Origin of the sequence: uncultured Candidatus Thioglobus sp., from assembly GCF_963981275.1 — a bacterium.
Classification (GTDB): Bacteria; Pseudomonadota; Gammaproteobacteria; order PS1; family Pseudothioglobaceae; genus Thioglobus_A.
The window spans coordinates 17,196-30,505 of sequence record NZ_CAXCCZ010000015.1 but is presented as its reverse complement, the minus strand read 5'-3'; the positions used below and the strand labels follow the sequence as shown (position 1 = coordinate 30,505).

Sequence of the window (13,310 nt, the reverse complement as noted above, 5' to 3'; positions counted from 1 at the left end):
TTAATACTTGTTTTAGAGCGAGTTTTAGCATCTACTTGTTTAACGATAACTGCACAGTAAAGTGAGTATGAGCCATCTTTAGAAGGCAGGTTGCCAGAAACCACAACTGAGCCTGCAGGGATTCTACCGTAAGTGACTTCACCAGTTTCACGATTAAAGATCTTAGTAGATTGACCAATGTAAACACCCATTGAAATAACAGAGCCTTCTTCAACAATCACACCTTCAACAACTTCTGATCGAGCGCCAATAAAACAATTATCTTCAATAATTGTTGGACTAGCTTGCAATGGCTCCAAAACACCACCAATGCCAACACCACCTGATAGGTGAACATTTTTACCAATTTGTGCACATGAGCCAACTGTTGCCCAAGTATCAACCATAGTGCCAGAATCAACGTAAGCACCAATGTTGACATATGATGGCATAAGTACTGTATCTTGAGCAACGTATGAACCACGACGTGCACTTGCAGGCGGTACAACTCGAACGCCAGTTGCTTTAAATTCTTCAGGTGTCATGTCGGCAAATTTAGAAGGTACTTTGTCGTAATATTGAGTAAAGCCACCTTGCATAGGTACGTTGTCTGCAATTCTAAAAGATAGTAATACGGCTTTTTTAAGCCACTCGTTGACAACCCAGTCGCCAACTGCTTGTTGCTCGGCAACGCGAGCTTCGCCAGAATCAAGCATACGAATTGCCTCGTTAACAGCTTGTTTAACTTCAGGTGTTGCAGTTTGTGGATTGATGTTTGCTCTATCTTCAAAAGCAGCTTCGATAATCTCTTTCATGGTAATTTTGGTCGTAAAAAATTGGACATTATATCAGATACGTAATTTTAATAGGTACTAGGCAGTTTTCTGAACTTTATTTGATTTCAATCAAGAAAAAAAATAAGAAAAATGTTATGATATCAGCGTTGTTTTAAACCGTAAAAAAGGCTGCCATGAGTGATAACAAAATCCAACTTGAAACTTTGTATGAAGAGGGAGATCTTTGGGTACAAAACCTTGGTGATGAAACGATTCATGCCAAACGAATGGGTGGAAAATTTAGAAATTTTAAATGGCTAGCTATTATTTTTTGGACCCCTTTTTTCATTGGCCCTTATCTTACTTGGAATGACAAACAAGCCATCTTGTTTGATATGGAAAATAGACAATATCACTTATTTGATATTACTATTTTTCCACAAGATATTTGGATGCTAACGATGGTGCTGCTTTTTTTAGCGATATTATTGGCAGCCATGACCACTGTGCTTGGTCGAGTTTTTTGCGGTTATTTTTGTTTCCAAACAATCTGGACTGATATTTTTACCTGGGTAGAGACTAAGGTAGAAGGCGCGCCAATTAAGCGTCGTAAGCTAGATAAAGAATCAATCAGCTTTTCCAAGATAAGAAAGAAAGTTATTAAGCATGCTATTTGGATGTCTATTGCCTTATTTTCCGGCATAACTTGGATGCTGTATTTTGGTGTTAGCTGGGCAGATTATTTTAATGCTGATATCACTACAATGACATTAACAATCACCATTACTATTGCTTCAGGTGCGTATATTTTTGCCGGCTTTATGCGTGAGCAAACTTGTATGTGGGTTTGTCCATATGCACGTATTCAAGGTGCGATGGTTGACAATCAAAGCATTATGCCAACTTATGATTATTATCGCGGTGAAAACCGTGGCAAGCTCAAAAAAGGTAAATTTGTTGAGGGTAATGGCGATTGCATTGATTGTAATCAATGTGTGGCTGTTTGCCCAACAGGGGTTGATATTCGTAAAGGCCAAGAATACGGCTGTATTACTTGCGGATTGTGTATTGATGCATGTGACGTGGTGATGGAAAAAGTGGGTAGGCCAAAGGGTTTAATCCGTTATACCTCTTTAGCCGAGATGGAATTTAAACAGGCGCCTAAGCCTCTGTATAAAAGGTTTAGGGTTATTGTCTATGGTTCAATTTTGGTCATCGCTTTATCAATACTGGCTTATGGTATGAGTACACTAGCCTCAATGGATCTAAAGGTTTTGCACGATAGGCAGCCATTATTTGTGCAGTTATCAGACGGCTCTATTCGTAATAAGTACGAGCTTAAGGTTATGAACAAAACCGATAAAGATATGCAGGTTGCGATTAGTTTTAAGAGTCCGATCAAAGGGTTGACATCTAAAGAGACACTAGGCTCAGTAATGATCCCCACGGGTAATGTGAAATCTATTTTTGTGTATTTGTCTGCTTATGAAAATAATGTGGGTGATGATTACAAGGTAACTTTTGTGGTTAAAGGTGTTCAATCTACATTAGAATATGACACTTCATTTTTCACCCCGAGAAGCATGCGATGAGTGTACAAAAATCCCCTGTAATGATGCTAATGTTGGTTTTGTTTATTGCCCTAGTTGGCGCGACAGTTTGGCGTATTATCACCGCCCTAGAAACCCACCCAGGCATGGTGGTGGCTGATGCATATGAGACAGGACAGCGTTATGGAAAAACCTTGGAAAATCGCAACAAGTTAGTTGAGCAGGGTTGGAAGTTAGAGTTGGCCTTGCCTGAAAAAATTACTCATGGCGTTAAACAGGTCTATCGAGCGGTTAGCACCAAGCAAGATAAGCGCCTTAACAAGGCTGATGCGACTGCTTATTTTTATCGACCACTAGAGATGAAACATGATTTTTCAATGCCAATGTCAAAGACTGACGATGGCGCTTATCAACTAGAAGTGATTTTGCCACTCAAGGGTCGTTGGGATTTGTTGGTTGAAATTTCTAAAGGTGATTTTTTGCAACAAAACTCTGCCAGGATGTTCGCTCAATAAAACAAGTTTTAGCTTTGGCTGGAGTTAGAAATTAGCCAGTTACCCTAGTCTTCATGACAGTGATTATGATGATGCTCATAAGTGGCCATCAAATCATCCATTTGATCGGCAAATAAATCATTAAATTGAGAATCTTTTAAAATGGATTCTGGCTGCCCCATACAACAAATATGATGATATAGGCACAATACTTGAGTTGATTCTTTCATAACTCGGTGCAAGTCATGCGACACCATTAGCACTGCACACCCCTGCTGTTGGTGAATATCTTGAATGAGCTTGTACAGATGCATTTGGCCGTTGACATCTAAATTCTGGGCGGGCTCATCAAGAATAAGAACATTGGGCTTTGCCAGCAAAGCTCTTGCTAGCAACACGCGCTGCATCTCTCCACCTGATAAACGCTTTAATTCACTCTTGAGAATTGATTCGATACCCGTTAGCTTAGCTGTATCTTCTAAAAATTGAGCTGATACTTTTTGATTAAGTTGTAAAAATCCAGTGACAGTAATTGGGATAAATTCATTGGGTATGAATTTTTGTGGTGTATAGCCTAGGCGAATTTTGGCCGATTTTTTAACGTGGCCCGTATCTGGCTTAATCAAGCCCAATAAGATTTTAATCAAAGAGCTTTTGCCGGCGCCATTTGGGCCGATTAGGGTGATAAATTCACCCGCTTTAAGCTCAAAACTTACCTGGTCTAGAACCTTTTTTCCATGATGGCTTAGGCTGACTTGGTCAACATGAATGAGTGCTTCTGACATAGGGCTAAAAATTACTAAAGTAATGTTATTTTACAACTTAAGCGACGGGTAAAAATTGGTAAAATTGGGCGCATGTCACATAAGCTTATACTACTAGACGGTTCGGCGTTTTTATTCCGCGCTTACTTTTCCACCTTAAAACAAAACTTGAGCAACCAAGAGGGCTTCCCAACGGGTGCTATGTTTGGCGTGGTGAATGCCGTTAAACGTTTGCAAAGACAATACCCTGAGGCCAAGTTGATTGCTATTTTTGATGCCAAGGGTAAGAACTTTCGTCATGAAATCTACCCAGAATATAAGGCACATAGGAAACCGGCAGACGAGGAATTGGTGATACAAATCGAACCTCTGTATGAAATCATTCGCGCCATGGGTTTTCATTTTATGTGTGTTCCTGGTGTGGAGGCTGATGATGTCATTGCAACGTTGAGTCGGTGTGCTGATCAGAACAATATAAAAACCATTATTGCTAGTGGCGACAAAGATTTAATGCAGCTTGTGAGTGATAACATCTCCCAGCTAGATATGACGGGAAGCACTTATAATCGTGATGGCGTGATTGAGAAAATGGGGGTTACACCCGAGAAAATTCTTGATTTATTAGCGCTCACTGGCGACAGTGCGGATAACATTCCAGGGGTGCCGAGTGTTGGGCCAAAAACAGCCATCAAATGGCTTCAGTCTTATCAAGATATTGAAGGTATTAAAAAGCATGCGCATGAAATTAAAGGTAAAGTGGGTGAAAAGCTGCGAGATAATTTTGACCTTTTAGACTTGTCGCACCGACTAGTGAGTTTGAAATTTGATGTGGATTTACCTTGTAATATTCTGGACAATGAGCCCGGACAAGATGGTACAAAATTAGCCGAGCTATACCAGCGCTATGGATTTTCTATGTGGCATAAGCAGCTTGGTGAGGTGTCCATCTCTTCTGTTAATGAAACTATTGAGCAGCCTCTTGAGGTCTCTAAACCCGCACAAAGTCTACTAGAAGGATATTCACAAACCACAGTTTTAGATCAAGTGGTATTTGAAAAGATGCTTGAACGCCTTGGACATTGCTCAAACTTCGTGCTTGATTTAGAGACCGACTCATTGGACTACATGAATGCAAAAATTGTAGGCTGGGTATTCTTAATTGAACGTGATAGTTTTTATATTCCGGTTGCACACGACTATTTAGATGCACCAAAACAGCTTGATTTTTCGAGCGTAATACAGGCGCTTAAACCTATCTTGGAGAATGCAGCTATTGGAAAAGTGGGGCAAAACCTTAAATATGATGCACATGTTTTAGCCAATTATAAAATTGATCTAAACGGCATTACCGACGACACTATGGTGAAGTCATATGTGCTTAACTCAGTGGCGACACGCCATAACATGGACGATCTATCTGAGCATTATCTTAATCATCAAACCATTACATTTTCTGAGGTTGCCGGTAAGGGCAAGAAGCAAATTACCTTTAACCAAGTCTCACTTGAAGTTGCCAGCCCTTATGCTTGCGAAGATGTGATTGTAACTGATTTGTTAAATCAGGTGCTGGACGAGCAAATTGCCCAATATCCTAAATTGGTCAAGCTATATCAGCGTATTGAGCTGCCGATGGTGAGGGTTTTGCTAAATATTGAGCGCAATGGTGTTGAGCTAGATGCCAATTCATTGGGCATGCAACAAATAGAGGTTAAATCGCAGATGGAAAGTCTTCAAGCGCAAGCTTATGAGCTGGCAGGCGAAGAGTTTAATTTAGAATCACCTAAACAAATTCAGCAAATTTTATTTTCTGAGGACGGTCTGGGCTTGGTACCGAAGAAAAAAACTCCAAAAGGGGCGCCATCTACAAATGAAGAGGCGTTAAAGTTGTTAGACCATCCTTTGGTTGATTTGATTTTGAGCTATCGAACACTGACCAAGCTTAATTCAACTTATTTAGAGGCATTGCCTAAGCAAATTGACCTGCACACTAAGCGTTTGCATACTTCTTATCATCAGGCAGTTACGGCGACAGGGCGCTTGTCTTCATCAAACCCAAATCTGCAAAATATTCCAATTCGATCTGAGCTTGGTGCGCGTATTCGTGGGGCTTTTATTGCTAGCAAAGATCGGGTGATTATTGCTGCAGATTATTCGCAAATTGAGCTTAGAATTATGGCGCATATCTCCCAAGATGCCAATTTACTCAATGCCTTTAAGAATGATCAAGATGTGCATAGTGCAACCGCCTCCACCATGTTTCAGGTGGCCATTGATGAGGTGACCAAAGAGCAGAGACGTCGAGCAAAGGCGATTAATTTTGGCTTGATTTATGGCATGAGTGCTTTTGGCCTAGCTAAGCAAATTGATGTGTCACGTACAGAGGCTAAAGAGTATATTGACGCCTATTTTGAGAATTATCCAGGTGTGGCTCAATATATGGAAGATACTCGAGAGTCTGCCAAAATCCAGGGTTATGTTGAAACAGTGATGGGCAGAAGGCTTTACTTGCCACAAATTAATGCTAAAAATAAAATGTTACAACAGCATGCACTTAGAACAGCTATTAATGCACCTATGCAAGGGTCAAGTGCTGATATTATCAAGAAAGCCATGCTTGATGTGCACGACTGGATTGGCTCAAATAATGACAACATTAAAATGATTATGCAAGTCCACGATGAGTTGGTTTTCGAAGTGAAAGCCGATCGAGTAGATGAGTTTACTCATAAAATACAAGACTTAATGGAGAATGCTTACTTGCTTGACATTCCACTGAAGGTGGACGTGGGCACGGGCAGCTCTTGGCAAGAAGCGCACTAATTAAAAAAAGATAAATAAACAGGTTTGATATGAAACAACAATTACAGCAACTATTAACCCAAGCATTGCAATCATTGATTGATGAGGGTGTTTTAGAAAGTGCGCCAAGTGAGATTCGACTGGATCATTCTAAAGATAAAACTCAGGGAGATTTTGCTTCAAATATTGCCATGGTATTGTCCAAACAAGCCAAGTGTGCGCCGAAGGTTTTGGCTGAAAAAATTGTCGATAAGCTTGTTAACGCCAGTGAAATTGACAAGGTTGAGATTGCTGGACCTGGATTTATTAATTTCTTTATGTCTCAAGGTTCAAATAACCAGGTGCTAGATGATATTTTTACCCAGGGCGATGATTTTGGCCTGTCTAAAGTCGGCCATGGCCAGCGCATTTTATTGGAATTTGTTTCCGCTAATCCGACTGGCCCGTTGCATGTAGGTCATGGTCGGGGTGCAGCTTACGGTGCCACGGTGTCAAACTTGTTGCGCGCTGTTGGATTTAGTGTGGATAACGAATATTACGTGAATGATGCTGGACGACAAATGGACATCTTGGCAACCTCGGTTTATTTGCGTTTTTGTCAGGTTGAGGTGTTTCCTGACAATGGTTACAAAGGCGATTATATTGCCGATATTGCTAAGCAAATTAGTGGTGTAGAAAAGTATGATATTGCCAAAGATGTTTGTAAGGATGAGAAAGATGGTGGCGATAAGGAGAAGCACATTGATGCACTGATTGCCAACTGTAAGAAGATGCTTGGCGAGGACTATCAACATATATTTAGATTGGCGATTGACAGTATTTTGGGCGGAATAAAAGAAGATTTATCTGAGTTCGGTATTGAATATCAGCAGTGGTTTTCAGAACAGTCTTTGGTAGATTCAGGTCTTTCTGAAAAAACCGTTAAAGCATTGCAGGCATCAGGCCATATCTATGAAAAAGATGGCGCCTTGTGGTTTAAAACCACAGATTTTGGCGATGACTTAGATCGTGTAGTGGTGCGAGATAATGGCATTCATACGTACTTCGCTTCTGATATCGCCTACCATCTAGAAAAAATTGAGCGCGGCTATGACAAAATTATTAACATTTGGGGTTCGGATCATCACGGCTATATCGCCAGAGTTAAGGCTTCTATTAGCGCACTAGGGCACAACCCTGATAAGTTAGAAATTTTGCTGGTGCAATTTGCTAATTTGTATCGTGGCGGCGAAAAAGTGGCCATGTCAACACGTAGCGGTTCGTTTGTAACATTAGAAGAGTTACGCCATGAAGTGGGTAATGACGCAGCGCGTTTTTTCTATATTTTAAGAAAATCAGAGCAGCACATGGATTTTGATCTTGATTTGGCCAAGTCCAAAACTAATGAAAATCCAGTATTTTATATTCAATACGCCCACGCTCGCATTTGCTCAGTACTTAAGCAAGCACAATCAATGGATGACGCTGATGCCGAACTATCAAAATTAACAAGTGACACCGAGATTGCTTTAATTAAAGAATTAAATCGTTATAAAGATGTCTTACAGGCAAGTGCACTGAATTATGAGCCTCATGTTTTGGCTTATTATTTACGAGATCTGGCCGGTGAATTCCATAGTTATTACAACAATAGTGAGTTTTTGGTGGATGATGCTGTATTGCGCTCCACTAGATTGTTGTTAATCAAAGCGGTGAAGCAAGTGCTGACTAACGGGCTGGGTATTTTGGGCGTTAGTGCACCTGACTCTATGTAGGCTGAGATAGGCTTTGAGTATGGATGACCAAGCGCAAAGATCTCAAGCTCTAGATGTCACACGTTCTTTCCTGATTCAGGCGCCAGCAGGCTCGGGAAAAACTGAGTTGCTGACACAGCGTTATTTACAACTCTTGTCTGTTAGCGACTCTCCAGAGAGTGTTTTGGCAATGACCTTTACAAAAAAAGCAGTAAGCGAGCTAAAGGCGAGAGTTATTGGCGCACTTAAATTAGCCTCGGGCGCGCGTCCAGAGCAGGTGCACAAGCAGATAACCTATGATTTGGCGGTGGCTGTGTTAGCGCAATCAAGCGCACATGGCTGGGATTTAATTAACATGCCACAACGACTCAAAATCTCAACTATTGACGGCTTGTCTAATCTCATTACCAATCGATACCCGCAGCCAGGAACTTGGGTCAATAAACAAATTATTACCCAAGTTTGGCAACAAGATGATTTCTATCTGCAAGCAGCCAAGCAAACTTTATTAAGTATAGACTCTAAGGAGTTTGGCACGTGTGTACGTAGCACGCTGTTATATCTTGATAATCATGTGAATCGTTTTTATCAGTTAGTTACCTCTATGCTGAAAAAACGTGATCAGTGGTTAAACAAGCTCTATTTGCAAAATACGCTAAATATTAAAAATTTAGAAAATTCTGCAGCAGCTATTATTGATCGCCATTTAGAGCAGTTATCAACACAGATCAAGCCATATTTTGACGCTCAGTTTTTCGCAGCATTGAGTGATAACACGCAAGCAGAAGTGGCTGGCATTGACCAGCTGCCAGCTGCGAGTGTTAATGACTTAACCCAATGGAAAAATCTGGCCAATGTGTGTCTTACTGCTACAGGCGACTGGCGTAAAAAACTCACCAAGGCTAATGGCTTTCCGCCAGAGCTAAAAGCTCAAAAGCAAACAGTGCTCGATACACTGGCTGAGCTGGCAGGCAAGCCAACCTTGCAAGCACTACTGCGTGATGTTAATAAGTTGCCAGATGTAAATTTTGATGACATGCAAATTCAAGCACTGGATGATATTGCCCAAGTCTTAAAAATTGCAGTTGCCCAATTGAACATTTTGTTTAATGAACAGCAAGCGACTGACTTTATTCAGGTGGCACTTGATGCTGATCAGGCGCTAAGTGAACATGAAACAAGTGATATCGCTTTATTTTTAGATTACAAGATTCAGCACCTATTGATTGATGAATTTCAGGATACTTCCAGTACGCAGTTTGCACTGATTGAAAAGTTGATTGTAAATTGGCAGGCAGATGATGGCAAAACCTTGTTTTTGGTGGGCGACCCCATGCAATCGATTTATCTATTTAGACAATCTCAAGTGGGATTGTTTTTGCAAGTGCGCGCCCAAGGTATTGCCAACATTAAGCCAGAATTTTTACAACTAACGACTAATTTTCGCTCATCAAGGGCGGTGGTTGAGGCTAATAATGAGATTTTCTCCAAAATATTTCCTCAACAACAAGATGCGTATTTAGGCGCTATTTGTTACTCGCCATCCATTGCTGCTAATCAGAATAATGACCAGGCAATTCAGATGTATCCTTGTGCTTATCAAGAAGATGAGCGCGAGGCGCAAATTGTCCTGGACATTGTTCAAAAAAATCCTGATAAACGGATTGCAATTTTGGTTAGAAGTCGATCTCATCTAAAATATATTGTGCCCAATTTAAAGCAGGCGGGGGTTGAGTTTGAGTCGCTTAAAACCACACCACTTAAAGAAGAATTGTTCACTAAGGATTTGTTAATTCTTACACGTTCTTTACTACACTTGGGCGACAAAACAGCCTGGCTTAGCTTGTTACGAGCACCTTGGTGCGGACTACTTTTGCAAGATTTGCTGGTGTTATCTCAACATGATGAGCAAATTGTCTTGGATCTCATTGGAAGTCAAGAGGTATTAAAAAACATGAGTGCAGATGGCGTAAAGCGTGCACAGCACGTTGCTGATGCTTTGAATCAGGTTGTTTATCAGCGAGCAAGATTTAGCTTTGTGCAGATGCTTGAATTTGCGCTTTATCAGTTAATGCCAAAGCTGAGTTTGTCGGTTAAAGAGCTAATGATTAAAGATCAGTTTATGAAAATTATTCATGAGTGTGAGTCGCAACAAAAACTTAATATGGCCACCATTAGCCAAATGTTAGCAGAGCTGTATGCGCCTAGTTCTAGTGCTCGTGTTCAGCTGATGACCATTCATGAGTCTAAAGGCCTGGAGTTTGATTGGGTTATTATGCCTGGATTAGGAAAATCTTCAAAGAGCAATCAATCACCGATTATTCATCTGCAAGAATCTGCTGACCAATCTTTACTATTGGCACCAATGAAATCTTATGAACAGTCCAAGGAGGGTGCAACGTACGACTACCTTAAGCATGTTGAATCTCAGCAAAATAAAAACGAAACCCTGCGCCTGCTGTACGTTGCGATGACGCGCGCTAAGCAGGCTGTTCATTTGCTAGGTACTTTGAACAACGCCAATAAGGCGGGCAAAAATACCTTGCTGGCCTTGCTAGCTTCAAAATTTCAGTCGCAGTTTGATCAAGTTAGCCCAACCATTATTGCGGATGAGCAAGTTGCCAAAGAGGCGCCAAAACTGGTGCGTTATACAGATCTTCCAGACTATCAGCAGCTGGAAGATTCAGCCAGTGAGCAGATTGATTTTCAGCTGAGTGCTGAGCTACAATTTAAGAGTTTGTTGGGCACACTGCTGCATCAATATTATGAACAAGAGCAGCTCTCACCTGAGCAAGTCAGTATTAAATTGCGCCTAATTGAAGCGGGGTTTGCTCAACAGGATTTAAGTCAGCAGGCAAAATTTATTACACATATGCTTAAAAATACTCAAAGTGATCCGCGGTTTGAGTGGCTTTTCAAAATTCGAGAATCGACTCGAGTTGAAGCTGAATTTGTTGTTGATAATCACAGTATTGTTATTGATCGATTATTTATTGATGACGATATTTTATGGATTATTGATTTCAAGACTGCCACCCTGGCAGAGCATGAGTCTATTGAGCAGTTTATTGAGCGACAAAAGCAAGCGCACAGTAAGCAGCTGCTGTTCTATAAACAAGTTTTATCAGGCGTGTATCCAAATACCATCAACTGCGCTTTGTACTGCCCTAGTGTGCAACAAATTATAGAAATTAATTAGCCGTTCGATTGAAATAAGGCATTAATCATGGCGACTGAATCGCAGCCAGCATTAATAGCTTGCTGTTGATTGTTAAAATCTATCCCGCCAATGCCAACGATAGGAATGTTAAGCGTTTGTTTGGCTTGCGTGACAATATCAAGTGAGCAAACAGGTGCGCCAGGTTTGGTGCTTGAAATGAATAGTGCACCAAAGGCCACGTAGCTTGCACCTTGCTGCTCGGCTGATTGAGCAAGTTTAAGATCGTTATAACAGCTCACGCCAATGATGGCATTCTCACCTAGATGTTGTCTAGCAGTTGCAATCGATGCATCCTCTTTTCCAAGATGAACGCCATCCGCGTTAACTTTTTGCGCTAGGTTGATATCATCATTGATGATAAATAAAGTATTATGCTCTGAACACAGTTGACGTAATTGCTGAGCTTCGTTGAGTTTGACTTCTGTATTGTTAGTTTTATGACGATATTGAAGAATACCAATAGAGTGTTGAGTAATGACTTGCTCAATAAGCTTTATGTCAAGTATTTGGTTAGGTGTAATGGCGTAAATACCACGAATTTTTTCAACTGAATTTGACATAATGAATTTTCAATTAAGACATAACTTATTAATTACGACTTTTATTATAGTGATTATTGCCACCATGTGGCTTTTGATGAGAGGGCTGTCATATTCATTTGATATACTGCAATCTAAAAAACCAGAGCCCTTGACGGATAACGAGTTAGTGTCAAAAGAGGTTTCCTATGTTGAAAAAATTGATCATTTTGCTTTGCAAGAGTTTGATGCTCATCAGCGTTTGTCGCATTTTGTTGAGGCAGATCAGTATTATAACTTTAAGAATAATCCAGCCCTTTTAATTAACCCTAGAGTGGTTACTTATGACCAGCAAGGGGAGGAAAACTACATACTAACCTCCAAACGTGCCAATTACTTGGAAACAGGAGAGGTTAAATTCAAGGGCCAGGTTGATGTATCGTCCAGTAATGGCGTTAGCCATAAAATGAACACGCAGGAATTACTGGTTAATACTAAAACAGATGACTTGGTGAGCGATAAAAAAGTGACTTATCTGGGTGAAAATGCCAAAATTTTATCTCAAGGTATGCATATGCAAACCAAGGCTGACAAAATGAAGCTAACCGGTGATACAGTGATCCATCAAGACAGCGGACAAAAAATGCTAACTAAAGACTTATATATTGATCAGTCTAATAATCAAAAACATTATTATGCAGATAATAAAACCACCTACTTATCTACGGAAAATAAGATTTATGCCCAGGGTTTGGACATGCTAGGCGATGTAACTCAACTGTTTGGCCAGGTTAATATTTTGCAAAATTCAGGATCAAGAATTGATACCAAGGATCTCACGGTTAATCAGTCGAATGGTGAGCAGTTGTATACGACAGATAATGGCATTCACTATCAGTCAAATGTGGCCGATATTCGTGCCAAGGGTATGCGTTATGATGCAGGTCGGCAAAAAATTAAATTTACAGGTGGCGTGGTAGGGCAATATGATTAATAGACTTTGCTTTATTATTTTTCTAATACCAACTATGGTGATAGCCTTAGCAGATGATGCTACGCAACCAATCAAAGTTAAAGCGCAAACCGTACTCATTGATGAAAAACAAGGGCTTAGCGTTTATACAGGCAAAGCTAGCGTAGTTCAAGGCTCGCTAATTTTGAGTGCAGAAAAAATACAGTTATTTAGCAACCAGACGGAGGTCACTAAAGTAATTGCCAAAGGCGACAAAAAACAACGCGCACACTATCAACAAAGTCAGCCAAGCCAATCACGATTTATTGAGGCAACAGCAGATAACATTACCTACCTCATTCAAAAAGAGTTAGTGCACTTAAGAGGTCATGCTCACCTTGTTCAAGGTTTTGATTCATTTAGTGGCGGTACATTAGATTACGACATTAAAAATGATAAGGTGATTGCCAATAAGTCCAAAGATGGCGCACAAAGAGTTCGATTTAAAATCAAACTTTAGCTTAT

General features: G+C 40.5%; 10 protein-coding genes. 7 read left to right on the top strand and 3 right to left on the bottom strand.

From position 1 onward, the window contains the following. Nucleotides 1–794: 2,3,4,5-tetrahydropyridine-2,6-dicarboxylate N-succinyltransferase (dapD, locus tag ABNR88_RS03840; protein WP_291927055.1), on the bottom strand; the 794-nt coding region annotated here is incomplete at its 3' end. A gap of 155 nt (nt 795–949) precedes the next feature. On the opposite strand from dapD, the gene ccoG reads away from it, so the two are divergent. Continuing rightward, a complete protein-coding gene (gene ccoG / locus ABNR88_RS03835; RefSeq protein WP_291927059.1) occupies nt 950–2,347 on the top strand; it encodes a cytochrome c oxidase accessory protein CcoG in 1,398 nt (465 codons plus the stop codon). After that, entirely contained in the window at nt 2,344–2,820 is a 477-nt protein-coding gene (locus tag ABNR88_RS03830) for a FixH family protein (RefSeq protein WP_291927062.1), read from the top strand. Before ccoG ends, ABNR88_RS03830 begins: the two co-directional genes overlap by 4 nt. 44 nt (nt 2,821–2,864) lie before the next feature. Here ABNR88_RS03830 and ABNR88_RS03825 read toward each other — a convergent pair whose 3' ends face one another. Continuing rightward, a complete protein-coding gene (locus ABNR88_RS03825; protein WP_291927064.1) occupies nt 2,865–3,584 on the bottom strand; it encodes a metal ABC transporter ATP-binding protein in 720 nt (239 codons plus the stop codon). Nucleotides 3,585–3,656: 72 nt separating this feature from the next. Here ABNR88_RS03825 and polA point away from each other — a divergent pair, with 72 nt between their 5' ends. The 3 genes from polA to ABNR88_RS03810 are packed head-to-tail and all read left to right on the top strand — an operon-like array spanning nt 3,657 to nt 11,294. Then, the gene (gene polA, locus ABNR88_RS03820; RefSeq protein ID WP_291927067.1) at nt 3,657–6,383 is read left to right on the top strand and encodes a DNA polymerase I; all 2,727 of its coding nucleotides are present in this window, start codon (nt 3,657–3,659) and stop codon (nt 6,381–6,383) included. Between the two features lie 29 nt (nt 6,384–6,412). Further along, on the top strand, nt 6,413–8,116 hold the full coding sequence (gene argS / locus ABNR88_RS03815; protein ID WP_348670071.1) for an arginine--tRNA ligase: 1,704 nt from the start codon (nt 6,413–6,415) through the stop codon (nt 8,114–8,116). A 19-nt stretch (nt 8,117–8,135) separates the two neighbouring features. Continuing rightward, nucleotides 8,136–11,294 (top strand): UvrD-helicase domain-containing protein, encoded by a 3,159-nt coding sequence (locus ABNR88_RS03810; RefSeq protein WP_348670069.1) that lies wholly within the window; start codon nt 8,136–8,138, stop codon nt 11,292–11,294. Here the strand turns inward: ABNR88_RS03810 and thiE are convergent. Further along, complete coding sequence (thiE, locus tag ABNR88_RS03805; RefSeq protein ID WP_348670067.1) at nt 11,291–11,875, bottom strand: thiamine phosphate synthase; 585 nt, start codon at nt 11,873–11,875, stop codon at nt 11,291–11,293. The genes ABNR88_RS03810 and thiE overlap by 4 nt on opposite strands. A gap of 1 nt (nt 11,876) precedes the next feature. On the opposite strand from thiE, the gene lptC reads away from it, so the two are divergent. Together lptC and lptA are read left to right on the top strand one after the other, a co-directional pair. After that, nucleotides 11,877–12,827, top strand: a complete 951-nt coding sequence (gene lptC / locus ABNR88_RS03800; protein ID WP_291927078.1) for an LPS export ABC transporter periplasmic protein LptC — start codon at nt 11,877–11,879, stop codon at nt 12,825–12,827. Continuing rightward, nucleotides 12,820–13,305 (top strand): lipopolysaccharide transport periplasmic protein LptA, encoded by a 486-nt coding sequence (gene lptA / locus ABNR88_RS03795; RefSeq protein WP_291927080.1) that lies wholly within the window; start codon nt 12,820–12,822, stop codon nt 13,303–13,305. The genes lptC and lptA overlap by 8 nt, the downstream gene beginning before the upstream one ends. The last annotated feature ends 5 nt before the right edge of the window (nt 13,306–13,310 follow it).

What these genes read in the sequence shown, in the direction of transcription:
- ccoG (WP_291927059.1), top strand. Translation starts at nt 950, where the DNA reads ATGAGTGATAACAAAATCCAACTTGAAACTTTGTATGAAGAGGGAGAT.
- ABNR88_RS03830 (WP_291927062.1), top strand. Translation starts at nt 2,344, where the DNA reads ATGAGTGTACAAAAATCCCCTGTAATGATGCTAATGTTGGTTTTGTTT.
- ABNR88_RS03825 (WP_291927064.1), bottom strand. Translation starts at nt 3,584, where the DNA reads ATGTCAGAAGCACTCATTCATGTTGACCAAGTCAGCCTAAGCCATCAT.
- polA (WP_291927067.1), top strand. Translation starts at nt 3,657, where the DNA reads ATGTCACATAAGCTTATACTACTAGACGGTTCGGCGTTTTTATTCCGC.
- argS (WP_348670071.1), top strand. Translation starts at nt 6,413, where the DNA reads ATGAAACAACAATTACAGCAACTATTAACCCAAGCATTGCAATCATTG.
- ABNR88_RS03810 (WP_348670069.1), top strand. Translation starts at nt 8,136, where the DNA reads ATGGATGACCAAGCGCAAAGATCTCAAGCTCTAGATGTCACACGTTCT.
- thiE (WP_348670067.1), bottom strand. Translation starts at nt 11,875, where the DNA reads ATGTCAAATTCAGTTGAAAAAATTCGTGGTATTTACGCCATTACACCT.
- lptC (WP_291927078.1), top strand. Translation starts at nt 11,877, where the DNA reads ATGAATTTTCAATTAAGACATAACTTATTAATTACGACTTTTATTATA.
- lptA (WP_291927080.1), top strand. Translation starts at nt 12,820, where the DNA reads ATGATTAATAGACTTTGCTTTATTATTTTTCTAATACCAACTATGGTG.